Origin of the sequence: Proteiniphilum sp. (assembly GCF_034927365.1) — a bacterium.
Taxonomy (GTDB): domain Bacteria; phylum Bacteroidota; class Bacteroidia; order Bacteroidales; family Dysgonomonadaceae; genus Proteiniphilum.
In genome coordinates this window covers 1-25,073 of record NZ_JAYFQD010000022.1, presented here as the reverse complement: position 1 = coordinate 25,073, position 25,073 = coordinate 1, and the positions used below count along the sequence as shown (strand labels likewise).

Genomic DNA, 25,073 nt, shown 5'->3' with positions numbered 1-25,073 from the left:
TTCTTAACTTCTAAAAGAAATGAAATGAACGCCTACAAAAGATATAAAAACAGACTTGAACGGTTCCTTCAGACCGAACGGGGAAAACGATTCGTCAACTTTGCCTACAGCTTCGGTGCTGCCGTCGTCATCCTCGGCGCAATGTTCAAACTGCTGCATTTCCCATTCGGTAACGAAATGCTCTTCATCGGTATGGCTACCGAATGTATTGTCTTTATCCTTTCCGCATTCGATACACCGATACGCGACTACAACTGGGAACAGGTGTTTCCCGTGCTTTCCTCGGGTAATATTGAAAATGGGATAGGAACCAATACCGGTACCTTACACCAAACAGAACCAATATCAAATCAACCAACTTATCCCGGTGGTATTGTTACCAATAACACAGGGAAAAAAACAGTTTCGTCCATAATTCAAACCAGTTCACCTGAGGGAGGCGGATATGAAATTCCCTCCGGTTTATCGTCGCACACAGAAGAATATGGTCGACAGATGGAAAATCTGAACCGTACCTTATCGGGACTTAACTCAATCTACGAAGTACAACTCAAAAGCGTAAGCAGTCAGCTGGCGACTATTGAACAAATCAATCAGGGATTAAACCGCCTTAAAGATGTATATGGTGACACCCTCCCCGATGGATCTGCCATTAAGGTAGAGACCGGAAAAATGGCAGATCAGCTTAAGGAATTAAATCAGGTCTATTCCCGTATGTTACATGCCATGACAATCCACAGCCAGGATAACCCAGCCAATCATCATTCATAATCCTATCGCATGGCAGTCAACAGTCCCAATTCCCCCAGGCAGAAAATGATCAACCTGATGTATCTGGTCTTCATTGCGATGCTGGCACTTAACGTGTCGGTTGAAGTGCTTGATGGATTCAAACTGGTGGATAATAGCCTGGGAGATTCATCCGGCACGATGCTGGAACGGAACAGACTTATCATGGATGAATTGGAGACATACCATATACAAAATCCGGAGAAAGCGGACGAATGGTACCACAAAGGGATCAGGGTGCGTTCCATGAGTGATTCTCTGATCCGATATATAGATGACCTGAAACTGCGGATGGTACGTGAAGCTGATGGCAGAAAAGCAGATATCAACGATATCAGGCACAAAGACGATCTGGAAGCCGCTTCCGTGATCATGTTATCGCCAGTTAACGGCGAAGGGAAGAAGTTCAGAAATGCCATTGATACTTATCGCCATTCCATCACGCAATTCGTAACAGACACTACCCGCCGGGCCATTATCGAAAAGAATCTCAGCACACAATCACATTCAGCCAATAAAAGTTGGGAAGCTTCTCTTTTCGAGCAGATGCCATTAGCTGCCGCTATCACTATGCTGACAAAAATAGAAAACGATATCCGATCTTCGGAAGGGGAGGCGCTGGCCAATATCCTGCACAATGTGGATATAGGGGATTTCCGTGTAAACCGGCTGAATGCCTATATCATTCCCGAATCCGATATTGTGATCCAAGGTAGCTCCTATAATGCACGCATAGTGCTTTCTGCGGAGGATTCCACACGGCAACCCCATATTAGAGTCAACGGAGAGGCTCTCAATATGAAGGGGAACGGTTATTTTTCGGTCAGAGCCGATCATACCGGCACATTCCCGGTAGAAGGGTATTTGGAGGTGGCAGGTAACGACGGTAACATAAACCGTCATTCGTTCTCGAGCAGCTATACCGTAATCGAGCCAATAGCCACTATCGCATCTACACTGATGAATGTGCTCTATGCGGGCATCGATAACGAGATCGGTATTTCCGTCCCGGGCATTGCTCCACAGGATGTCAGCGCAACCATCTCCAATGGTACGCTTAACCGTCAGGGCAGCATGTGGATTGCCCGCCCCACAACCATAGGACAGGAGATTACAATAACAGTATCAGCCCGTACGGGAGGTGGAGATATTCGTCGTGTGGCCGTGAAAGAGTTCAGGGTGAGAGCTCTTCCTGATCCTTCTCCCTATATTGAATACAGAGATACCAACGGAAATCCTGTGATGTTCAAGGGTGGAGGATTACAGAAGGCAGCCCTCATGAATGCCGGAGAGATCAAAGCTGCCATCGACGACGGGATCCTTTCCATTCCCTTCAGGGTAATCAGCTTCCGTACTGTCTTCTTCGACTCCATGGGAAATGCCATCCCCGAAATATCCGACGGAAACCGTTTCTCTGAAAGGCAAAAAGAACAGATAAGACGACTGGCGCGGGGAAGCTATTTCTATATCTCGGGAGTACGGGCTACCGGACCCGACGGTACGGAGCGGGAGATTGCAGTGATGGAAGTGAGAATAATGTGACTAATGTGACTAATATGCCAATGAGACTAATTAGAAAAGAAGTGGAGAAGTCATTTTCAATTGTCAATTTTCAATTGTCAATTAATAAAGTCTTGGCTCTTGGTTCTATCTGAAAAATATGAAAACAAAACTATTTTTGATATTGATCCTTTTCGTGGGGGAGATTAGTGCTCTAACCGCTCAGGAGACAGCGAGGGAAAGAATAGAAAGGCGTCGGCAGCATACGGTGCAACAGCAGGAAGCCGGAACAAATATCCGCATGGAACAGAAAAACCGTCATAACGATGAAAGTATAGAAAATGCCAAATGGTCACGTATCATCTACCGTTATCTCGATCTCACCAAGGAGGCAAATGCCCCACTCTATTACCCTGTCACACCAACAAATGGGAAAATAAGCCTGTTTACCATGCTTTTCAACCTCTTGCAAGAAAACAGTATCCCGGCTTATGAGTATCTGGACGGACGGGAAGAGTTCACGGAGGATTACCGGGTTAATTTCAAGGAACTGCTCGACAGATTCGGTATCTATTACGAAACAGTCGATGGAAAGATCGTAATCAATGATATCGATATTCCGGGAAATGAAGTAGAAGGTTATTTCGTAAAAGAGGCCTACTATTTCGACACGGCCAACTCCTCTTTCAGGGTGAGGCCACTCGCTATCTGTCCCGTGTTACAACGCCGGGACGATTATGGCTCTTCTACCAGATATCCACTCTTCTGGGTTTCATATGATGGCGTGGCTCCCTATGCCCGGCATATAACGGTCATGGGATCTTCTCTGAATAACAGCATGGGGGGTAGTATTGATGACTTTTTTCGTATGAGAAAGTACGACGGGGAGATATACAAAGTCCAGAACCCGCGTAATTTATCCATCTCGCAGTACACCTCCACTCCCGAAGAGATGAAAGCTGAACAGGAGAGGATTGAACAGGAATTGATCGATTTCGAGAAAAACCTCTGGAAACAGGAGAATCACTCTTTCGTGCCCCAGCAACGGGAAGTAAAAAGCCGGGGAAAAAGAAAATCCCCGGCAAGCTCATCCGGTATCTCCATGAGAGACCGGAGATATTGATTTTCTGAATTTACTTCTGACCTATTCCGCTATAAGCAAACCCGTAGGATGCAAGTTCTTCCATGCTGTAGATATTCCTACCGTCGATGACTATATGGTTGTTCATAATCTTTTTCAGGATACTCCAGTTGGGGAGCCTGAACTCTTTCCACTCGGTGGGCACAATCAGCGCGTCGGCACCATTGGCAGCATCATAAATATCGGTAGCGTAATAGATGGAGTCATTCAAATAATGGCGTACTTCCTGCATGGCTGCCGGGTCATAAGCCCTTACATTTACGCCGGCATCAAGAAGTCTGTTGATAAGAGAGAGTGAAGGAGCCTCACGTACATCATCGGTTTCCGGTTTGAACGATAATCCCCACACAGCGGCCGTCTTTTCTTTCATCTCACCATTGAAATAGGACTCGAATTTTTGAAAAAGAATATCTTTCTGCCGGTTATTCACCTCTTCCACCGCTTCCAGCACCCTCATCCTGTAACCGGCATCTTCCGCCACCTTGATAAGTGCACGGATATCCTTCGGGAAACAACTGCCGCCATAACCACAACCGGGATAAAGAAAGCTCCTGCCGATACGGGAATCACTCCCCATTCCCCGGCGGACCATATTCACATCAGCTCCTACCCGTTCGCACAGGTTAGCGATATCATTCATAAAGCTGATGCGGGTAGCCAACATGGCATTGGAGGCATACTTCGTCATTTCGGACGAAAGGATATCCATAAAGATCACCCTGAAATTATTCAAAAGGAAAGGACGATAGAGTTTTGTCATCAGCTCCTTTGCATTCTCACTTTCTACTCCCACAATTACCCTGTCGGGACTCATAAAGTCATTCACGGCAGCTCCTTCTTTCAGGAACTCGGGATTGGACGCCACATCAAAATGGAGATCATCCAGCCCCCTTTCATCGAGCTGTTGTTTCACCAAATCCCTGATACGATATGAAGTACCTACCGGAACGGTACTTTTGGTAACAATCAACAACGGTCTGGACATATAATTTCCAATGGTATTCGCCACCGCCATCACAGACGAAAGATCTGCGGTACCATCCTCGCCGGAGGGAGTACCTACGGCAATAAATACAATTTCCATCTCATTCAGAATGGAGGGTAAGTCTGTCGAGAAATGAAGTCGATCCGCTTCATAATTGCGCATCACAATATTTTTCAATCCCGGCTCATAGATAGGAATAATTCCTTCTTTCAGTTTATCGATTTTTTCGATGTCGGTATCGACGCAGGTCACGTCAATTCCCATCTCGGCAAAACAAGCCCCGGAAACTAATCCCACATACCCTGTTCCAACAATTGCTATCTTCATATTTTTTATAGATTAAAGCCCACTACACCTGTCCACCCCTTAATTCCTGATTTTTTTCCTCAAGTTGTTAACCGGGTAAAGTACCGTCAACAGACTTATCAGGCTTACCACCACAAAGGCAATCATAACATCCAGTGCTTCCACGATCACCGGATAGGCATCAATGATATAAGCGCCGGGGACATCGCTCAAGCGAAGAAGTCCGAAATGTTGTTGTAATAAACACAATACCAACCCCATAGCTATTCCAATAATGATACCGATAAAGGCAATTAACCATCCCTCATATAAAAATATACGCGATATCAATTGGTCTGAAGCACCCATATTTTGTAAGCTTTTGATATCATCCCTTTTCTCCACTATCAACATTGAAAGTGAACCTACTAAATTAAATACAGCGATCAAGAGGATAAACACCATGATAAGGAAAGCAACCCATTTTTCCATCTGTAACATCTGGTACGATTCCTTTTGTTGTTCAAATCGGTCTTCCACAAGAAAATTATTTCCCACGATACGTTGTATCTCACGCTTCACCCTGTACACAGAGGCGTTGGCATCTAATTTGATATCCAACGATGTCACCTGGTTCTCATACCCAAAAAGATCACGCGCCAGTTGAATAGGAATGATTGCCATCTGATCGTCGTATTCCGGAGAATTAAGGGTGAAAATACCTCCAATCTGAATGTATGCAGGGGTGAAAGCTGCAGCCGGATTTGCCAGGTTTACCTTTACATCACGTTTGGGGGCATATATTTTAATAGGACTGATAAAATTGGAACGTGCACCCAGAGTGATTGCCAATCCGGACCCCAACGTAGTGTAATCCACCACATCTTCATGTAGTTTGAACGATCCCTCCAGTAATAACTTTTCCATATCGGTCATCAACCTGAACTCCTCGGATACTCCTTTCATCAGCACCGGAACCTGGCTCTCATTAAAGATAAAGAGTGCATTCTCTTCGAGCGATTCGGAAATGAGTTGTATTCCCTTTACCTGCAACGCCTTTTCAAATTCCGGCGTATGATAATCGAACACTTTACCCTCTTTTACCGTGATCTTCAGATCGGGGTCGAAGGCATTGAACATACTTTCCACAATACCTCCAAAGCCATTGAAGATAGAAAGCACGCAGACTATGGCTGCAGTAGCAAGAGCAATACCACACACTGATATAGTAGAGATCACATTGACAACATTATGTGATTTCTTTGAGAAGAGATATCTACGTGCTATGAAAAAAGAAATATTCACCCGCGGGATTTTACTGGTCTTTCAACAGCCTTTCTATATTTTCAATGTAATCGAGCGAATCGTCCACATGAAATGTCAGTTCAGGGATCACACGTAATTGATTTCTCAATCTCTTACCCAAATCATAACGGACTGTCTTCACATTTTCATTGATATTTTTAATCAATTCATCTGCCTTTTCTGAAGGGAATATACTCAGGTAGGCATGTGCAATACCTAAATCGGGAGATACTCTTACGTTGGTTACCGATATCAATATCCCTTGCATTTTTTTTGCATCCAGCAGAAAGATCTCACTTAGTTCTTTCTGGATTAGCCGGTTTACTTTCTGTTGTCTGTTCGTATCCATGCTGTTTATTTCTTTCTTATCAATGTCAATCCGTCACGCAGGGGCAAAATCACCTTCTCCACCCTATCATCATCTGCCACTCTCCTATTAAAAGAGAGAATGGCCTGGGTAGCCCAATCATTACTCTTCACCTCTTCCACCACTTTCCCGTACCAGAGAGTATTGTCGATCAGGATAAAACCTCCCTTTCCGATCTTTGGCAGTATCGCCTCAAAATAATCCCAATAAGACTCTTTATCGGCATCGATAAAAGCCATTTCAAAACTCTCATCCGGAAAGCGGGAAAGGATATCCAATGCATCGCCTATGTATAAGCGAATTTTGAATCCATGCTCCGATCTGCCAAAATTATTGCGAATCCTTTCTTCCAATTCATCATCAATTTCGATGGTATGGAGTTCTCCTTCTTCTTCAAGTCCCTCTGCTAAACAAAGAGCCGAATATCCTACAAAAGTACCAATTTCCAATACCCGCTTCGGGCGGATCATCTGGGTGATCATTTTCAGAAAACGCCCCTGCAGATGTCCGGAAGTCATGTTACCGCGCAAAATATTCACATGTGCATCCCGATCAATCTTTCTCAACACCTCCGGTTCCGCATCTATATGGGATAGTATGTACTCTTCTATGCTACTCAAATGTTTACTCTTTGAATATTAAATTGTTAAATCGTTGAATCGTTAAAAATCAAACTTTCCCTTTCCAGTTAAACAGTTAAACATACCATTACATTGGCACATTCAAACGTTACATCGTATAATCAGGCAGGTTATATTTCTCTTTTGCTTCGAGAATTCTCCATGCATCTACAACTTCCAGATAGGTAGTTCCACCGGTTTCACCGAAACTACCACCGAGATAAGCCACCCTATCCTGCAATTCGATCATATTTTTGTCTATGAGTTGCTTGATGGCCTCGGTGAAATAAGCCCTGCGGCTCTCCTTGGTATTACCATCACCTTTCCCTTGTTGGTATTCCGCCCATATACCATAAGACATGGCCAATTCCCGTGCCAGTCTTTTGGTGGTGGTAATAGCATAAACCGGGCTTTTTGCGCGGAATGCAGCCAATACCCGGGCTGTCCGGCCGGTGTGACTATCAGTCACGATCGCCTTTACATTGAGTATGGCACACGACTTCACTGCCTGTTTGGCTAGAAATTCCGTAACCTCACGGTTATCATCCGGATCATAAGGTACACGGATATCATTTTCCGACAACTTCGTCAATTCAGCTTCATAAGCTGTCTTTGCCATAGTACGTACAGCCTCCACCGGATATTTTCCATAAGCCGTTTCACCACTAAGCATCACGGCATCGGTACGATAATAGATCGCATTAGCGATATCCGTGATCTCCGCACGCGTAGGACGCGGATTATTGATCATGGAATGCAGCATTTGAGTGGCTACAATGACCGGTTTCTTATGATGAATGGCTTTTCTGATCAGCACACGCTGTATACCTGGAATTTTCTCCTGTGCTACTTCTATCCCCAGATCTCCACGTGCGATCATGATGCCGTATGCCGCTTCCAGTATCTCGTCGGCATTATCCACACCCTCCTGATTCTCTATCTTGGCAATGATTTTGATAGGACTTTTCAAGCTATCGAGGATTTCTTGTACGGCTTCCACGTCTTCACGGCTTCTCACAAACGAATGAGCCACAAAATCCACATCATACTTGACGGCTAATTCAAGGAATCGTTTGTCACGTTCGGTAATCGCAGGAAGGTTAATACGTACACCGGGAATATTTACACTCTTACGGCTACCTATCACACCATCATTTTTGACTCGACAGAGCAGAGAGTCATTCTCTACCTCAATTACTTCCAGATCAACCTCTCCATCGTCAATCAGAATATCATCGCCAACATGCATCTCTTGTGTGATATTCCGATAGGTGATATATATGGTTTCTCTTGATGAGAGACCTTCAGGATTTCCCACGATCCTTATATTATCTCCGATTTTCAGTTCAATAGGATTTTCCAATACTGTGGTGCGGATTTCCGGACCTTTCGTATCTACCAATATCGCTATCTGATCAGAAACTGTGCGTACATTGTTTATAATACTCAGGAATCCTTCCTCGTCGAGATGGGCTGAATTAAGTCTTACCACATTCATTCCAGCTTCGAACAATTGCTCTAAAAAAGGCACATCGCAGCGTTTATCGGAAATGGTGGCTATAATTTTCGTATGTTTATACATATATTTGTTATATAGAGCCAAGATTCAAAAACCAAGCATTCAAGAACGTTTTTCTCCGTTCAAAAAATGCGTTGAAACATTTTGTTTCTTAAGAGAATCAAGACTATGAAGAGTGAATAATTAATTTCATTACCATTGCCTTCCGACAAGTCGGGATAAGTTATCCCGATTTATCAGGATTGGCTCATTAGCATATTTTTTGGACCAAAGCGCTCAGAGCCAATCGGTATGAATCTGTTCCAAACCCGGCGATCACACCGAGGCAGACAGCCGAAAGCATGGAGTGATGACGAAACTCCTCCCGCGCATATACATTGGAAATATGTACTTCTATCACCGGAGCTGGAACAGCTTTGATGGCATCACGAATAGCAACAGAAGTATGAGTATATCCCCCCGCATTGAGTATGATGCCGTCACATTCAAAACCGGCCTCCTGTACCTTATTGATGATCTCACCTTCCACATTCGACTGGAAATAATCGATCTCAATTCCGGGATTATCGGCATGCAACTGCTCCAGATAGTCTCCAAACGACTGTCTTCCATATACTTCGGGTTCACGCACACCCAGCAAGTTGAGATTTGGACCGTTGATAATCTGAATTTTCATAAATATTTATCTATTTAGAGTGCAAAGATACATATTATTTCAGAGTTTTTATTTGAAACGACCGAGGGCATCACAATAAGTAATGCCCCCGGAAAATATAACAGTTATATATACTACTTAGTTCGCTTCATCGGCTTCCCCCGTGGCAGGACCTTCCGCAGTGGCGAGTTCGGCAAACGATGCTTGCGCCATACGTTTGTAAGAACGGTAACGCCATTGCGCGTTCTCTTTCGCAGCGGCAAAAAGTTCATCGGCTTCATGCGGGAAAGACTTTATCAACTGGGTATAACGTACCTCTCCCATAAGGAAATCCTTAAACCTATTCCAATCAGGCTCCTTGCTATCGAGTTGGAACGGATTCTTGCCCTCTTCCTCAAGGCGTGGGTCATAGCGCCATAAATGCCAGTAACCACATTCTACAGCAGCCTTTTGTTCAGACTGAGCATGCCCCATTCCTTTTCTCAGACCGTGACTGATACAGGGAGAGTAGGCGATCACAATAGAAGGCCCATTGTATGATTCCGCCTCTTTCAACGCTTTCAGGGTTTGTGCCTGATTGGCACCCATCGCTACCTGTGCCACATATACATATCCATAGGTAGCAGCGATCATACCGAGGTCTTTCTTACGGATCCGCTTTCCGGCAGCAGCAAATTTAGCCACAGCGGCAGTAGGGGTTGATTTGGACGATTGACCACCCGTGTTGGAGTATACCTCCGTATCGAGCACCAATATATTGATATTCTGTCCGCTTGCCAGTACATGGTCGAGACCACCGAAGCCGATATCGTACGCCCATCCGTCACCACCGAACACCCAGATCGACTTTTTGGAGAGATATTTTCTCAACGAAAGAATCTCCGTTGCAATTGAATTATCCACCCCTGCAAGAGAGGACTCGATTTTGGGAGCCAATGCTTTCGACAGATCAGGATCCTCACCATTTTCGAGCCATTCGTTGAACAGACCTTCCTGTTCTTCGGTAAATATTCCCATCATAAGCGCTTTCTGCATCAGATCACGGAGGCGTTTACGCATACTCATATGAGCGATGGCGAAACCATATCCATATTCGGCATTGTCTTCGAAAAGCGAGTTAGCCCATGCCGGCCCTTTACCTTCTTCATTTTTCCTATAAGGCGTAGCGGGGGCAGAAGCGCCATAGATAGAAGAACAACCGGTAGCATTGGCGATCATCATCCGTTCGCCATAGAGTTGAGTAATCAGTTTCACATAAGGTGTTTCACCGCAACCGGAGCAAGCGCCGGAGAATTCAAACAACGGCGTAGCGAACTGGGTATTCTTCACGTTCAGCTTCACATCCACCAGATGCGCTTTACTGGTCACATGATTCACCATGTAATCCCAGTTTTTCTGGTTGTCGTACTGTGTACCGATGGGCACCATCTCAAGCGCCTTCACCCCTTTCTTACCGGGACATACATCCACACAATTTTCACAACCGAGGCAATCGAGCACATCCACCTGGATACGGTAAGCCATATTATCAAACTGCTTACCTTGTGCCTTCAATAATTCCACACCTTCATCAACACCTTTCTGCTCTTCTTCAGTGAGCACGAACGGACGGATAGTAGCATGAGGACAAATATATGCACATTGATTACACTGGATACATGCTTCGGGATTCCATACGGGCACCTTTGCCGCTACCCCACGTTTTTCGTAAGTAGTTGTACCCATCTCCCAGGTTCCGTCTTCACGTCCGGTGAAGGCAGATACCGGCAAGCCGTAACCGCGTTGCGCATTGACTGGTCGTACCACTTTGCGGATAAACTCGGGTGCATCGTCAACGATATCGGCAGCGATCTGAATTCCAGCCCACTCCAGAGGAACTTCCACCTGCTCCACATCACCTCCACGATCTACCGCAGCATAATTCATTTTCACTACTTCTTCCCCTTTTCTTCCGTAGGATTTCACGATGAATTTCTTCATCTGTTCCACCGCCAATTCATAAGGAATTACATTGGATATTTTGAAAAATGCCGATTGCAGGATGGTATTGGTACGATTGCCCAATCCGATCTCGTTCGCAATTCTGGTAGCATTGATGATATAGAGCCTGATATTGTTTTTGGCAAAATATTTCTTGATATGATCGGGAAGATGATTGGCTACCTCTTCCTTAGACCATACCGAATTAAGCAGGAACGTTCCATTTTTTTTCAACCCCTTGGTCACATCATACAGATGCAGATAAGCCGGCACGTGACATGCCACAAAATTGGGTGTATTCACCAGATAGGTCGAACGGATAGGATTGTCTCCAAAACGGAGATGTGAACAGGTAAATCCACCCGACTTCTTGGAGTCGTAGGCAAAGTAGGCCTGTACATATTTATCCGTATTATCACCGATAATCTTGATGGAGTTCTTATTGGCTCCTACCGTACCGTCCGATCCCAATCCATAGAATTTGGCTTCGTAAGTAGTCTCATCGATGGTAATCTCTTCTTTCAAAGGAAGCGATTTGAACGTCACATCATCTACGATACCAATGGTAAAGTCGTTTTTCGGTATGTTCATCGAGAGGTTTTCGAACACCGATACTATCTGAGCAGGAGTTGTATCCTTGGAAGAAAGACCATAGATACCGCCCACGATCTCGGGAGCTTCTTCTTTTCCATAGAAGCAATCCTTCACATCGAGGTAAAGTGGCTGTCCGGCAGCACCAGGTTCTTTGGTACGATCGAGTACGGCAATGCGTTTTGCTGTTTTGGGGACGACCGACAAGAATGCTTCAGCCTTGAAGGGACGATAGAGATGAACAGCTACCATTCCCACTTTTTCTCCTCTTTCGTTGAGATAGTCCACTGCTTCACGGATGGTCTCGGTTACAGAACCCATCGCTATCACCACTCTTTCTGCCTGCGGATCGCCATAGTAATCGAATAAACCATATTTACGGCCTGTCACTTCAGCCAGTTTTTCGAGATATTTCTCCACTACACCCGGTACGGCAGCGTAGAAAGGGTTGGATGCCTCACGCGCCTGAAAATAGATATCGTCGTTCTGTGCTGTCCCTCTAGTTACGGGATTTTCAGGATTCAATGCCCTTTCGCGGAATTCCCGTAAAGCCTTCTGGTCTACAAGCGGTGCCAGGTCATCATTCGACAACGCCTCTATCTTCTGGATCTCGTGGGATGTGCGGAATCCATCGAAGAAATGAAGGAAAGGAATACGACTTTCAATTGCTGACAGATGTGCTACAGCTGCAAGGTCCATTACCTCCTGTACTGACCCGGTCGCAAAAAGAGCAAAACCGGTGGGCCTTGCAGCCATCACATCCTGGTGGTCTCCAAAGATGGAAAGAGCATGTGATGCCAGCGCACGTGCTGACACGTGAAAAACACCGGGGAGCATCTCTCCTGCTATTTTATACATGTTGGGAAGCATCAACAGCAGACCCTGAGAAGCTGTGAAAGTGGAGGTAAGTGCACCCGCCTGCAAAGAACCATGCATAGCTCCGGCAGCACCGGCTTCCGATTGCATCTCCTGTACCAGCACCGGCTGTCCGAAAATATTCTTTCTTCCGCCAGCCGCCCATTCATCCACATATTCGGCCATCGTGGAAGAGGGGGTTATCGGGTAAATCGCAGCCACCTCGCTGAACATGTAGGCGATGTGAGCGGCGGCCTGATTACCGTCGCAGGTTAAGTAAGTTTTTTGTTTTGCCATAATTTATATGATAATATTACTAAATAATCCTAACTTTAATTAATATAGTATTAATCACTTGCAATCTGAATCACGAAATTACTACAAAAAAGTGGAAGCAACAAACCATAGTGATTTTTTGTTCATGTGTATATAGACAAAATAAAGCCCTAAAATTAAAATAAAAGTTAAATTTAAATCTTTCATAGCATTATGATGTTATAATTAAAGTGGGAAGGTGATTAGGTGCCTGGGTGGTTGAGTGCTTTAGAAATTTAATTGGCACATTATTCACATTGGCGCATTAATTCCAGTCTTGGTTCTTGACTCTATAAGTCTTGCATAAAATATGAAGATAATTATAATTGCCAACAGATTACCTGTCAAGATTGAAAGGGAAGAGGGAGGGTTCTCTATCGTCCGGAGTGAGGGTGGGCTTGCCACCGGTCTTGGATCACTAAAGATTGATTCTGAAATATATTGGGTCGGTTGGCCAGGGATTTATACTGATGATGAAGAAGAAAAACTGCAGATTAGCGCACAATTACATAAAATGAATCTCCATCCTGTTTTCCTCTCTACGGGTCAAATTGAACATTACTACGAAGGTTACAGCAACAGTACCATCTGGCCGCTTTGCCATTATTTTTTCTCCTACATGGCATACAGGGCGGAGTATTGGGAAGCATATCAGGAAGTGAATAGTCTGTTTTGCAGGGAAACTATTCCTTTTATCGAAAACGATGATATTATATGGATCCAGGATTATCAACTGATGTTACTACCCCAAATAATACGTTCTGAAAAACCGGACGCAAATATCGGTTATTTTCATCATATCCCTTTTCCTTCTTATGAACTCTTCAGAGTTCTTCCGGAAAGAGAGGCAGTATTGGAAGGGTTACTCGGCGCCGATCTTATAGGTTTTCATACTCACGATTACATGCGCCATTTTATCAGTGCGATTTTTCGTGTACTCGATCTGAACTGCAGCCTTGATGAGATCAACCTGCAGGATAGGATCGTACACGTAGATGCTTTTCCGATGGGTATCAATTATGAACAATATTATAATGCACCTGCATTGCCTGAGGTAAAGGAAAAGTCGGAAATGCTACGGAATGAATTAGGCGATACGAACGTGATACTTTCTGTAGACCGTCTTGATTACAGTAAAGGTATCCTGCACCGTTTACAAGGGTTCAAACAATTCCTGGAAAATCATCCCGAATACCACGAGAAAGTGTCACTGGCAATGATCGTGGTTCCTTCACGCGATAATGTTGATATTTACGCAGACCTGAAAACAAAGATCGACCAGTCTATCAGCGAGATTAATGGTCAATATTCCAGATTAGGATGGACTCCCATCTACTATTTTTACCGTAGTTTTTCGTTCGAAGAACTGATTACCATGTATAGTATCGCAGATATCGCCTTAGTAACACCTCTGCGCGATGGAATGAATTTGGTTGCCAAGGAGTATCTGGCATGTAAAGGTAAAAATAGTGGAGTACTCATTCTCAGTGAGATGGCGGGTGCCGCCATCGAATTACAGGATGCGATCACCATCAATCCAAATGACAGCGACGAGATTGAAGGAGCTATACTGGAAGCGTTGCTTATGCCGGAACAGGAAAAGAAAGAGAGGCTGCAAAATATGCAGAAACGAATATCCAAGCAATCGGTAAAGAAATGGGCAAACGATTTTGTGAAAGAACTACAATCGATTAAAACCCAGAATAGAGAAATCTTACAAAAAATTGTAGGAAAAAGACAGCTTAATCAGATCAAGACCGCCTATGATAACGCCAATGCACGCCTAATACTGCTCGATTATGATGGGACTCTGGCCCCATTTGTCAAGAAGCCTGAAAATGCCATTCCTTCCGAAGAATTGGTCACGCTTTTACAAAAAATGACTGCTGACAGGAAAAACAAGGTAGTGATTAACAGCGGCAGAGATCGTCAAATCCTTGACAAATGGTTTGAAGGGTTGGGACTTGATTTTGCAGCAGAGCACGGTATATTTTACAAGGAAAACGGACAATGGCATAAAAATATAGAGGAGAAAGTGGAATGGGACGATGAGATCATCAATATTATTCAACATACAATAGATAAAACTCCACGCTCCTACCTCGAGCAAAAGGATGCATCACTGGTATGGCACTATCGCAAAGTAGATGTCTGGCTTGCAGAATTGCGAGCTCAACAACTAATCAATGCCCTTATAGGTCCCTGCTCCAGATTGAATCTACAAATCGTCCCTGGCAATAAGATCGTAGAGATTAAGCCGCCCGATTTTAATAAGGGAAGTGAAGTAATACGCCGACTCGAAGATGGATCGTATGATTTTGTGCTGGCCATAGGCGATGACACCACCGATGAAGATATGTTCAGGGCATTACCCTCAGGAGGAATCAGCATAAAAGTCGGTAATTTCTCTCCTGCCGCAAAATACCGTATTCCCCTGCAATCGTCTGTAGTCCCATTTTTAACGAACCTAATTCAATAAACACGCCTCCTGATTCATTTTTATTCGACCTTAGTCATCGAAATATTTTGTCGTTACGGACGAATAAATTGTGAGAGTCTTTTCTCTTCAGAGAATAATACTGCAGTATTGATAAGAGCAAGGTGTGAATAAGCCTGCGGGAAATTACCCAACTGACGCTTGCTCTGAAAGTCGAGATCCTCACTGTAGAGACCCAGGTGGTTTGAATAGGAAATCATCTTCTCAAATATTTCACGTGCCTCTTCTGTCTCTCCGATCTTAAAAAGTGCCTCGATCAGCCAGAAGGTACAAATAGTAAAAGAAGAGGTAGGTACTCCGAAATCATCCTCTGCCTTGTAGCGATACATCAATCCTTCGTGATAGAGGTGCTTTTTGATAGTTCTCACGGTTTTTACATACCGTTCATTATCGGGTTCGATAAAATCATAGAATTGCATAAGCAATAATGAAGAATCGTAATCGGTATTGCCATAGGCCTGGGTGAAGCATTGCAGCTCCTCATTCCACCCTTTTTCATGTATCTCCGCCTTGATGATATCTGCTTCACGGCGCCATAACCCGGCATAATACTCTTTTTGTAAGAGTTCTGCGATCAACGATGCCCTGTCGACAGCTACCCAACTCATTACTTTAGAAAAGACAAAATGCATCTTTCTCGTACGGAACTCCCAGATGCTTCTATCCGGCTTGCGCCATGATGCCAATACAGAACGCACCAGATTTTTGATGATTTCCCATATCTCCTCTACCTCATCCAGTGTTCCGGGAAAATAGAGATAGTATTTGTAAATGACATCCAGCAGATAGCCAATGGAGTCGTTCTGCTCCTGGTAATAAGCAGCATTCCCGATCCTTACGGGGCGTGAGTTTTCGTAACCGCTCAAATGGGTCAACTCTTCCTCCGTCAGCTCCCGCTCACCACGGATACCGTACATGATCTGGATCGTTTCGTTACGGGACGATTTCAGGATACGTTTTACAAAGCTGATAAAACGTTCAGCAGCTGTCCGCTGCTTCATGAACAGCAAGGTATCTATCGACATGGAAGCATCGCGCAACCAACAAAAGCGATAATCCCAGTTCCTGTTCTCCCCGATACTCTCAGGCAGACTGGTGGTTAATGCTGCCAATATGGCGCCCGAATGCTGGTAAGACAGCAATTTCAGTACAAGCAAGCTGCGCTTGATCATATCATTGTATTGCAGATAGTCTCTGGAACGGTTTACAAAATTGAGCCAATACACTTTCGTCCGTTCATATTCCAACAAGATGCGGTTTATATCCACCGTCACTAATTTCTGGTTATAGGATAAAAGAAAGAAATGGTGACCGGTCAGTTCAATCTCCTTACGCTCAACTATGATTTCCGGATCGAGACTGGTATAAAGGTATACCTTATCTTCAGGATCTTTTGTAGAATAGGTTCTGATATAACCGTCCACTATTTCGTGTCGGGCCTCCCCGCGGGCGTAATTCATCTTCGGATCATATATTATCCTGACCAGAGGTCGTCCTCTGGTGACCCGAATATAACGATGAATCTCCGGTGGCATATAGTAGCGGTTTGTTTCGGTCTGATAACGGGGCATATAATCAAATACGATAAATCCGTTTTCAGGCGATTCAAACCTTGTCAAAAGCATATTGGTATGACCATGATAACTTTGGGTAATAGTATATTCATCCGACACCTCGAAATGAAAGCTACCCCCTTTTTCTTCGTCTAACAGTTTTGCAAAGACAGACGGAGAGTCAAAATCAGGGAGACAGAACCAATCGATACTCCCGGTTTTCGATACTAACGCCGCAGTGCGGCAATTCCCGATTATTCCGTAATCCAAATTTTTCATTCCAATCAATTTTACGGTTTTCAATCTTCTCTGTAAAAACAAAGATAGGAATTCCAACTTAGAAAAAAGAAAAATTAGGAATAGTATAAACTTTCCGAGCCCGTTAAATTGAAAAACGATACTTTATCCTATTAAAGAAGATTGCCCCTGTCCAACCTATGCCTTTGCTTTTATCCCATTAAGCGTGCGATGCAATCCTATTGCCGGCAAACCTACATGGTTGGAGTAGAGGTTAGGGGTGTCGGGGCAATCTCCCAAGATATTACAATCTCCCCGTTACTCTCAAAAACTCCACTTCACTGATTTTATATTGTACCCGGGCATCGATCATATTGCTATAAGCTTCCTGCCATTGCGTTTGTGCATCGAGGACATCCAAAAGGGTACCCATCCCTACCTCATAATTATCCCGTACGCTCCTCAAGTTGGCCTTGGCTTGCTCAAGTGCTGTTTCTGCCGTGTTGATCAGTAGCGTAGCATCCTGTAAATTCCGCTCGGCATGTTGTATCTCGATGGTTAGTTGCTTACCGGTCTTATTGAATTCCTCCAACTGTATATCCCTTGCCTTTCTCGCGTTCTCGATCTTTTTCGATCCTTCCCCGAAATTGAAAATAGGAACGCTTACGGAAAGTATTACCGAAGCACTCGGCCTATTCATCCGCATCGAAATTCCCCCCAAGTCTATTTTACCCAAATAGCTATATCCTGCCATTAAACCGACAGTAGGCAGATAATCGCCACGTACGTTTTTTATATTCAACTCTTTCAACTCTACTTGCTTCTGGAGCATACGATATTCGGGGCGCATGCTCAAATCATAAGAGTAATCCGGCCTTTGGGAATCCTCTTTGGGAACACTGTCTGTCAGTATGATTTTTGTATCCAGGTCAACCCCGATGATCCGGCAGAGTTCCATCCGGCTGAGCTCCATACCATTTACTGCTTTTTGCATTTGGTACCGGATATTGCTCTTCCGGGAAGTGATCTTCAACAGATCGTTCTCTGTGGCCATTTTAACAGAGACCATATCAGATACGCTTTGATGGAGGGTATCGAGCAAAGCTTCGTATTGTCTCAACAGATTAATCTTGTCATTCACCGAGAAATAAGTCCAGTATGCTTTTTCAGCCTCGGCAATGACACTCATACGCATCATAATTTTATTTTCTTCGGTAATCTCTATCCCTTTTTCCGCCATTTTATTTCCCGTGATAATCCTTCCACCCGCATATATAGGTTGTTGCACGTTTGCACCGATCATGTATATATCGGTATTTGTACCCATATTTATTGTTTCGGGGATCATGTCGCTGAGGTCTACTTCGTTTCCCATAATCGGGATTTTCAGGTCCATTTCAGGTAATCCAATGTCAATATCGCTATTCATATAAGCATAGGTTCCTGAAGCCGAGAATTTAGGCAAACCTGCAATTTGGGCAATCCGTTTTTCGATCCTGGCCTGTTCGTTCCGGTAACGGGCTATCTTCATATCTTCACTGTTCTCAAGCGCCATTTCACGGCATTGCTGTACAGATAGGCTTATCTGTTGCGTTTCATATTGTCCACCCTCTGTTTTGTAAGTATTCGTTTGAGATTTATCCTTACTTGCAATAGCTGTAACAGGATAACTTGTTTGTGAAAAACAGAAGGTTGTTATGATGACTCCCAAAAGAGATATGATCGTTATTTTCTTCATACGAATTTTATTAAGATGTGTAAATGGTTCCCGCACTCGTTTCATACAATTATTTTGCTTCCAGTGGACTTTTGATCCTGAATAAGAGAGCATAGAAAATGGGTAGAAGGATCAACGTGATGATCGTTCCGAAAGTCAGACCGCCAATTATCACAACGGCCAGACTACCATACATCGGGTCAGGGATAAGCGGGATCATCGCCAGGACAGTAGTCGCCGAGGCCATCACTACCGGGCGTACACGATTAATAGTCGACTCGATAATAGCCTTGTAAGGTTCCATTCCTTCTTTTGTCAACCTTGTGATCTCATCAACCAGCACAATTGAATTTTTCACTAACATACCTATCAACCCTATCGCGCCTATGATCCCCATGAATGTAAACGGTGTTCCTGTAAGTAACAATGACAAGACAACTCCTACAGCGGCGAAAGGCAGACAAAACAGTATCAACAACATCTTCTTGACGCTGTTGAACAATAGTAATAGTATAGCCAGAATGATAATCATCACTAAAGGCAAATATCCCAGAATATTGGAAATGGCTGTACTCTGCGTTTTCCCTTCACCTATCCACTCCATGGAATATCCAATTGGAAGTTCAATAGCTTCAATCTGCTCCCTGATATCATTTTTTGCGACCGAAGGAGTTGAGTTCAATGCGGGATCGCATTGTACCTCAATGGCCCGCTGTCCACCATAGCGATAGATATGCGCCTCTTCCCAGCCAATTCGGAAACCATTGCTCGCCTGGCTAAGTGGAACGGCACGGAAAATGTCATCTGTCAATTCATCCATTGAAAAGTTTCCTTGTAACAGTCCTCCCAAATTAATATCGTCAATCGCTATATTCGGGATCATACTCCAGACCGGGATATCTTCCAGGTCGGTCATACTCTTTCCTTCGTTATCACGTACTTTGAGGTAAATAATCAACCGTTTATCGGCATCATAGAGTAAACCGGCCGGCAGTCCTTGCGTGGAGGCCTGTAAGGCTTTAGCCATATCACCGCGTTCGATACCGCTACCCTTAGCCTGTTGTTGCGCGTACTCCACATGGATATTTTTTGCATAAGTATCCCAGTTATCACATACCGAATAAGCGTCTACCATCGGGGACCTCTTCATGATCTCCTGTGCCTGTTCCGACAGATTGCGTAAAACTGCAGGATCGGGACCGGTAAACATAACCTCAACCGGGTGGCTTGTATTTATGGATAAGGAATATTTCCGGATACGTATATAAGCATCGGGGTATTCGTCACGAAGACGCTGCTGAATTTCCGGGAGAAGACGGTATGCATCTTTATAATCTTCAAAATTAAGGATGATTTCACCATAACGATCTCCTCCGGAATTAGTGGCGCGTGCCAAAGAGTAACGGGCAGGGGTTTGGCCCTGACTCACTGCAATTTTTGCAATCTCCTTATATCCGGATAACTTTTCAGTTATTTCCAAAATATCGTGCTTCACCCGCTCGGAACTGGTGGAAGGTGGCAATGTATATTCCACATACAACTGATTGTAATCAAAATCAGGGAAGAATTTTACTTTAATGAGGCCAAATCCCCAAACGGATAATACAAGAAGAGCTACACTTATCGTAAAAGTGGTTAGTTTCCTTGTCATAAACAAATTGAGCGACCTGCGAATAAACCGGTGTATCGCCGATTCGCCGTTCGGACTTGTCTTTTTTCTTATCTTTTTATTTTCTGAATAACGTATCGGCAGCATTTTACTCGCAAAAATAGGAACCTGTGTAAGAGCAAATATCCAACTTATAAATAATGATATGGCCAACACGTAGAATAAATCGCTTGCATACTCACCTATAGTGTCGGGGGATAAACCTATGGGAAGAAAAGTGACGATTCCTATCAACGTGGCTCCCAATAGGGGCATCGAAGTATTTTTTATGGTTCTGAAAAGCGATTTTTTAGGCGGAAGTCCCCGGGCCCTGTCCACCATGATTCCGTCCATCACTACCACCGCATTATCAACCATTGGCCCCATGGCAACGATAAAGGCTCCCAGTGATATCCTTTGCAGGGTCCCACCCAGTGAGAGCATAATCGGAAAAGTACCCAGCACGGTCAGGATAAGACCGACACCGATAATCACTCCGCTACGGATTCCCATTGTGAGCATCAAAGTGCCGATGATTATTATCACCGACAATACAATATTCCAGATAAAGGAACTCATGGCATTGGAAACCCTGTCGGGTTGGAAATAAACCTTGTCGTAGTGGAATCCTGCGGGGAGATCTTTTTCCAGTTCTTCCATCCGCTTATCGGTACGTTTGCCCACGTTGGGAACGATTGCTTCCGGTTCCATGGAGACCAGAATAGCGATTGCCGGTTCGCCATCAACCCAAAATCCATTGGTCTGTGGCTCGGCATATTCCCTGGTTACCTCCGCAATATCCCCAAGTTTAACCTGCTGGCCGGAAGGCATTTTGATCATCATTTCCCGCAAGTCATCTTCCGATTCCACCTTTCCCCCTATTGTCAACCTTAGTTTCTCTTCATTCCCGGTATAGTAATACCCGGCATCCACAGGTTGATTCATAGCATTGATGGCATTCATGATCTGCATAGGGTAGATACTGTTACGGGCAAGCATTTCACGGGCAAGTGATATATTGATCACTTCTTCCCGTGTGCCGAAAAAGGAAACCCGTTTTACACCATCTACTTTTAGCAGTTCGCGGCGGATCATTTCGGCATATCTCTGCATTTCCGCGTATGAATAACCATCGGCAGTTATATAATAAAACATACCGTAGATATCGCTCACATCATCTATTACTATAGGTTGCATAGCTCCTTGCGGTAATTTCATGGAAGCCATCTGCACCTTCCGGCGCAGGATATCCCAGCGCTGTTCCATTTCTTTCGGAGGTACGGATAATTCAAGTTCAAGATTTATTACGGACATATTATCCGACGAAGAGGAAGAGATGCCTGTAAGATTACTCAACGTCTGCAATTCCTCTTCCAATATGGAAGTAACTTCCAGTTCTATTTCATGCGCCGAAGCGCCCGGGTAATAGGTTACTACTGCGGCTTGCTTGATGGATATCGTCGGGTCTTCCAACTTGGGCATTACCGAATAGGCAAATACCCCGCCAAGAACTACCATTACCAACACTGCCCAGAAAAGAGTCTGATGTTTGTAGAAAAATTCGGAAAGTCTCATAGAAGTCCTCCTTTATTCGTTTCGGCAGGTGCAGGAATGATATTTACTTTGTCGTTCTCCTCTATAAATCTCAATCCGGCTTCAATTATCATATCTTCTCCGGAAATTCCCGATAAAATAATGATTCTGCCAGCACTGTCCACGCCTCCTGTTTTTATCTCTTTTCTTTTTGCTATATTGTTTTCAACAGCCCATACATAGGTTTTACCCTCTTTCCTAAAGACTGCTTTTGCCGGAAGAGTATATTTTTCGCTGACGTCCCTATCCTCATTCACAGTGATCATCACTTCCACATTCATTCCCGGGGCAAGTCCCGACGCAGGGGATTCAGGGACGAAATTCATCTTATATAATTGACTGCTATTCGATTTCTTATTTATCCCGATAAATTTTAACGGAATATTTTTATCGGGGATCAGGTTTGTCCGGCATGAGAAAACTGTAAACTCTTCCTGCCTGAGAAACAATGATGCGGGAAGTTCCGTCTCAACCCTCACGGAAGAGACATCGATTAATGTGACAACTGGTGTACCGGCATTCACCATTTCTGACTTTACAAAATTTACTGATTGAATATACCCGGAAACAGGAGCCCTGAGCGTTGTATAATCCAATGTATTTTTATTGGCCTTTAACTGAACTTCCAATGCTTTACGTCCGGCAACCGCTTTCTCATAATCATTCCCCGGAATATTATTCCTTTTGTATAGATGCTCCAATCGTTCGACCTCAGTTTTCAATTGGTCATACTGGATCTGGGTACCTTCGAGTTGAAGCATGTAATCTTTTTTGTCGAGTTCGGCAATAACAGAGCCTTCTCGCACATAATCCCCTTCTTTCACCAAAATATGGCTGATCTGTCCGGCTGTCTTGAATCCAAGATTTATTTCATTGGCTACTTTTACTACCCCCGGAAAAGTCCGGACACTTACATCCTGTACCAAAGCCGGAGACACCACCTTTACATTCTTAACTGTAGCTTGGCTTTGATCACCCCTGTTTCTTCCACAGCCCGCCAATATGCCAAGCAGAAGCAATGACACTATAACTGATTTACTTTTCATTGATTTTTGTTTCGAGATTACTATTAAGCGATTTTTCCCGGCAAATTTCAGGCTTTTTAAAGTTGCAAAAAAGCCTTATAAGTAGACATAATTGTTCACTTTGTCGTTTTTATATTTTAATATCTAAAAAATATCTTAATTTTGTGTTTATAAAGTCGAATTTCATGAAACGAGCATGAACATCATTACACTCAAGACAATGATTAAAAGCGAGTTGCCTCCAGTTAATAATTTTAAAGGAAGTCGGCGATTTCGCTTCGCTCAATTGTCATATGATACCTTTGAACTATTTGCATTAAACCAGACGAGCATAAGACAAGCAAGCTTGTCTTATGCCGTGGTGAGCAAATATCTAACTTTAGTGAAAATATATATTTTAATCATATGAAACGGGATATTCAGTTTTACGACTATTATTCACTACATGGTTCGGTAAATTCCAAAAGCTATGTGGAGAATTTTTTTATTTTTGATGATATAAATTCTTTCACTGGAGGTTTTCATTCCAATACTATTATTAATTACCCGATACGACTTGGCATGGCAGTGGCCATTATTTGCAGAAAAGGGCACATGAAATTACGGATTGGTTTGGAGGATTTTGTGGTAGAAAAAGATATGGCCTTAATTATCCTTCCTGAACAGATTTTTCAACTGGCAGAAATAAGTAGTGATTTTCAATTGAGTTGTATCTTATTCGAAAATAGCTTTTTCGATATTCAGAATGACTTTAAAATAGCTTTGGATCTACAGAATTATTTTTTCAGACAGCCTTGCATTAAATTGCCGGATAAAGAGATGAAAGAAATAATGACTATTTTTGAATTAATAAAAGAAAAAATAGAAGAAAACAGGAACTTATTCCTGAAAGAAATCGTACAAACTTATATCCGCATTCTTTTTTATAATGTTTGCAATATTCTTTTCAAATCGAAGGAAAAAGGGATAAAAACACGAAAAGAGGAAATCTTTGAAGAGTTTATTTCCTTACTCAGTCAAAATTTCCGTAAAGAGCAAAATATAGGATGGTATGCTGGAAAATTTTCCCTTACGCCTAAATATCTTTCGAAGTTAATTTATGAAGTGAGTGGCAAACATGCCGGTGAATGGATCAGGGATTATGTGATTCTGGAAGCGAGAGCTTTATTGAAGTCAAGTTCTCTCACTGTCCAGCAAATCAGCGATGAATTGGGTTTTTCCAATCAATCGCATTTCGGAAGTTATTTCAAACGTTATACGGGCGTTTCACCGAGAAAATATAAATATATCAGGAAAGAATAAAAGGATTGTAAATTTACGTATTAGGTGCGATATGAGGCCGACTAAGCAACTCTTCGGCGAGCAAGACTGCAAGAAATATAAAAAAATATTTGCTCTTGTCGATAATGGGTATTATTTTTGACCCATAAACTTAAATGGTCAATTGTTATGGTTGAAGATAAAGTAAAGAAAACGATAATAGAATCAGCAACTATTTTTTTCTCCAAATATGGTTTTTATAAAACCACAATGGATGAGATTGCGCAGCATATACATAAAGCTAAAGGCGCTATTTATTATTACTTTAAAAGCAAAGAAGAACTTTTTAATGAAGTCCTGAAGCAGGAGTTGAGTACCATTAAAGCTACATTACTAAAGATTGTAGATCGGGAAGTTGAACCTATGGAAATGTTCAAGGAGTATATGCTCCACCGGTTCGAATTGCTCAACAATTCAACAAATTATCATGAGACATTGAAAGGTAATCTTTTTGACAAATACAAATTTGTGAAGGATGTGCTGGATGATTTTCATTCCTTCGAGAGAAACCAAATCACAATTATTCTTGAAAAAGGGAAGAACGCCGGTTATCTCGAAATTGCAAATATTAATTCT

17 protein-coding genes are annotated in these 25,073 nt (G+C 43.3%); 6 read left to right on the top strand and 11 right to left on the bottom strand.

The window, feature by feature from the left end:
• Window positions 1-24 precede the first annotated feature (24 nt).
• The 3 genes from gldL to gldN all read left to right on the top strand — a co-directional run bounded on the left by gldL (window position 25) and on the right by gldN (window position 3,412).
• Window positions 25-771: a gliding motility protein GldL gene (gene gldL / locus VB073_RS13740; RefSeq protein ID WP_323404763.1), complete on the top strand. Its 747-nt coding sequence runs from the start codon at window positions 25-27 to the stop codon at window positions 769-771.
• 9 nt (window positions 772-780) lie between these two features.
• A complete protein-coding gene (gene gldM / locus VB073_RS13735; protein WP_323404762.1) occupies window positions 781-2,331 on the top strand; it encodes a gliding motility protein GldM in 1,551 nt (516 codons plus the stop codon).
• Between the two features lie 118 nt (window positions 2,332-2,449).
• Window positions 2,450-3,412 (top strand): gliding motility protein GldN, encoded by a 963-nt coding sequence (gldN, locus tag VB073_RS13730; RefSeq protein ID WP_323404761.1) that lies wholly within the window; start codon window positions 2,450-2,452, stop codon window positions 3,410-3,412.
• Window positions 3,413-3,422: 10 nt separating this feature from the next.
• Here the strand turns inward: gldN and VB073_RS13725 are convergent, their stop codons facing one another.
• The 7 genes from VB073_RS13725 to nifJ all read right to left on the bottom strand — a co-directional run bounded on the left by VB073_RS13725 (window position 3,423) and on the right by nifJ (window position 12,889).
• Entirely contained in the window at window positions 3,423-4,742 is a 1,320-nt protein-coding gene (locus VB073_RS13725; protein ID WP_323404760.1) for a UDP-glucose/GDP-mannose dehydrogenase family protein, read from the bottom strand.
• 39 nt (window positions 4,743-4,781) lie between these two features.
• The gene (locus VB073_RS13720) at window positions 4,782-6,005 is read right to left on the bottom strand and encodes an FtsX-like permease family protein (protein ID WP_323404759.1); all 1,224 of its coding nucleotides are present in this window, start codon (window positions 6,003-6,005) and stop codon (window positions 4,782-4,784) included.
• A 10-nt stretch (window positions 6,006-6,015) separates the two neighbouring features.
• A complete protein-coding gene (gene rbfA, locus VB073_RS13715) occupies window positions 6,016-6,354 on the bottom strand; it encodes a 30S ribosome-binding factor RbfA (protein WP_323404758.1) in 339 nt (112 codons plus the stop codon).
• 5 nt (window positions 6,355-6,359) lie between these two features.
• Window positions 6,360-6,992, bottom strand: a complete 633-nt coding sequence (locus VB073_RS13710; RefSeq protein ID WP_323404757.1) for an O-methyltransferase — start codon at window positions 6,990-6,992, stop codon at window positions 6,360-6,362.
• Window positions 6,993-7,101: 109 nt separating this feature from the next.
• The gene (gene pyk, locus VB073_RS13705) at window positions 7,102-8,574 is read right to left on the bottom strand and encodes a pyruvate kinase (RefSeq protein ID WP_323404756.1); all 1,473 of its coding nucleotides are present in this window, start codon (window positions 8,572-8,574) and stop codon (window positions 7,102-7,104) included.
• A gap of 187 nt (window positions 8,575-8,761) precedes the next feature.
• Window positions 8,762-9,187, bottom strand: a complete 426-nt coding sequence (gene aroQ / locus VB073_RS13700; RefSeq protein ID WP_323404755.1) for a type II 3-dehydroquinate dehydratase — start codon at window positions 9,185-9,187, stop codon at window positions 8,762-8,764.
• A 117-nt stretch (window positions 9,188-9,304) separates the two neighbouring features.
• A complete protein-coding gene (nifJ, locus tag VB073_RS13695; protein ID WP_323404754.1) occupies window positions 9,305-12,889 on the bottom strand; it encodes a pyruvate:ferredoxin (flavodoxin) oxidoreductase in 3,585 nt (1,194 codons plus the stop codon).
• A 328-nt stretch (window positions 12,890-13,217) separates the two neighbouring features.
• Between nifJ and VB073_RS13690 the strand changes: the two genes are divergently transcribed.
• On the top strand, window positions 13,218-15,386 hold the full coding sequence (locus VB073_RS13690) for a bifunctional alpha,alpha-trehalose-phosphate synthase (UDP-forming)/trehalose-phosphatase (protein ID WP_323404753.1): 2,169 nt from the start codon (window positions 13,218-13,220) through the stop codon (window positions 15,384-15,386).
• Between the two features lie 53 nt (window positions 15,387-15,439).
• Here the strand turns inward: VB073_RS13690 and VB073_RS13685 are convergent, their stop codons facing one another.
• The 4 genes from VB073_RS13685 to VB073_RS13670 all read right to left on the bottom strand — a co-directional run bounded on the left by VB073_RS13685 (window position 15,440) and on the right by VB073_RS13670 (window position 23,198).
• A complete protein-coding gene (locus tag VB073_RS13685; protein WP_323404752.1) occupies window positions 15,440-17,236 on the bottom strand; it encodes a glycoside hydrolase family 15 protein in 1,797 nt (598 codons plus the stop codon).
• A 262-nt stretch (window positions 17,237-17,498) separates the two neighbouring features.
• The gene (locus VB073_RS13680) at window positions 17,499-18,932 is read right to left on the bottom strand and encodes a TolC family protein (protein WP_323404751.1); all 1,434 of its coding nucleotides are present in this window, start codon (window positions 18,930-18,932) and stop codon (window positions 17,499-17,501) included.
• Between the two features lie 49 nt (window positions 18,933-18,981).
• A complete protein-coding gene (locus VB073_RS13675) occupies window positions 18,982-22,134 on the bottom strand; it encodes an efflux RND transporter permease subunit (protein WP_323404750.1) in 3,153 nt (1,050 codons plus the stop codon).
• Window positions 22,131-23,198, bottom strand: coding sequence for an efflux RND transporter periplasmic adaptor subunit (locus tag VB073_RS13670; protein ID WP_323404749.1), 1,068 nt, complete (start codon window positions 23,196-23,198; stop codon window positions 22,131-22,133). Before VB073_RS13670 ends, VB073_RS13675 begins: the two co-directional genes overlap by 4 nt.
• A 384-nt stretch (window positions 23,199-23,582) precedes the next feature.
• Here VB073_RS13670 and VB073_RS13665 point away from each other — a divergent pair, with 384 nt between their 5' ends.
• Complete coding sequence (locus VB073_RS13665) at window positions 23,583-24,479, top strand: helix-turn-helix domain-containing protein (RefSeq protein ID WP_323404748.1); 897 nt, start codon at window positions 23,583-23,585, stop codon at window positions 24,477-24,479.
• 147 nt (window positions 24,480-24,626) lie between these two features.
• Window positions 24,627-25,073 (top strand): helix-turn-helix domain-containing protein (locus VB073_RS13660; protein WP_323404747.1); only part of this gene is annotated, 447 nt, incomplete at its 3' end.

Bases quoted from the DNA above. Each gene is read 5' to 3' on its own strand.
- gldL (WP_323404763.1), top strand. From the start codon at position 25: ATGAACGCCTACAAAAGATATAAAAACAGACTTGAACGGTTCCTTCAG.
- gldM (WP_323404762.1), top strand. From the start codon at position 781: ATGGCAGTCAACAGTCCCAATTCCCCCAGGCAGAAAATGATCAACCTG.
- gldN (WP_323404761.1), top strand. From the start codon at position 2,450: ATGAAAACAAAACTATTTTTGATATTGATCCTTTTCGTGGGGGAGATT.
- VB073_RS13725 (WP_323404760.1), bottom strand. From the start codon at position 4,742: ATGAAGATAGCAATTGTTGGAACAGGGTATGTGGGATTAGTTTCCGGG.
- rbfA (WP_323404758.1), bottom strand. From the start codon at position 6,354: ATGGATACGAACAGACAACAGAAAGTAAACCGGCTAATCCAGAAAGAA.
- pyk (WP_323404756.1), bottom strand. From the start codon at position 8,574: ATGTATAAACATACGAAAATTATAGCCACCATTTCCGATAAACGCTGC.
- aroQ (WP_323404755.1), bottom strand. From the start codon at position 9,187: ATGAAAATTCAGATTATCAACGGTCCAAATCTCAACTTGCTGGGTGTG.
- nifJ (WP_323404754.1), bottom strand. From the start codon at position 12,889: ATGGCAAAACAAAAAACTTACTTAACCTGCGACGGTAATCAGGCCGCC.
- VB073_RS13690 (WP_323404753.1), top strand. From the start codon at position 13,218: ATGAAGATAATTATAATTGCCAACAGATTACCTGTCAAGATTGAAAGG.
- VB073_RS13685 (WP_323404752.1), bottom strand. From the start codon at position 17,236: ATGAAAAATTTGGATTACGGAATAATCGGGAATTGCCGCACTGCGGCG.
- VB073_RS13680 (WP_323404751.1), bottom strand. From the start codon at position 18,932: ATGAAGAAAATAACGATCATATCTCTTTTGGGAGTCATCATAACAACC.
- VB073_RS13675 (WP_323404750.1), bottom strand. From the start codon at position 22,134: ATGAGACTTTCCGAATTTTTCTACAAACATCAGACTCTTTTCTGGGCA.
- VB073_RS13670 (WP_323404749.1), bottom strand. From the start codon at position 23,198: ATGAAAAGTAAATCAGTTATAGTGTCATTGCTTCTGCTTGGCATATTG.
- VB073_RS13665 (WP_323404748.1), top strand. From the start codon at position 23,583: ATGAAACGGGATATTCAGTTTTACGACTATTATTCACTACATGGTTCG.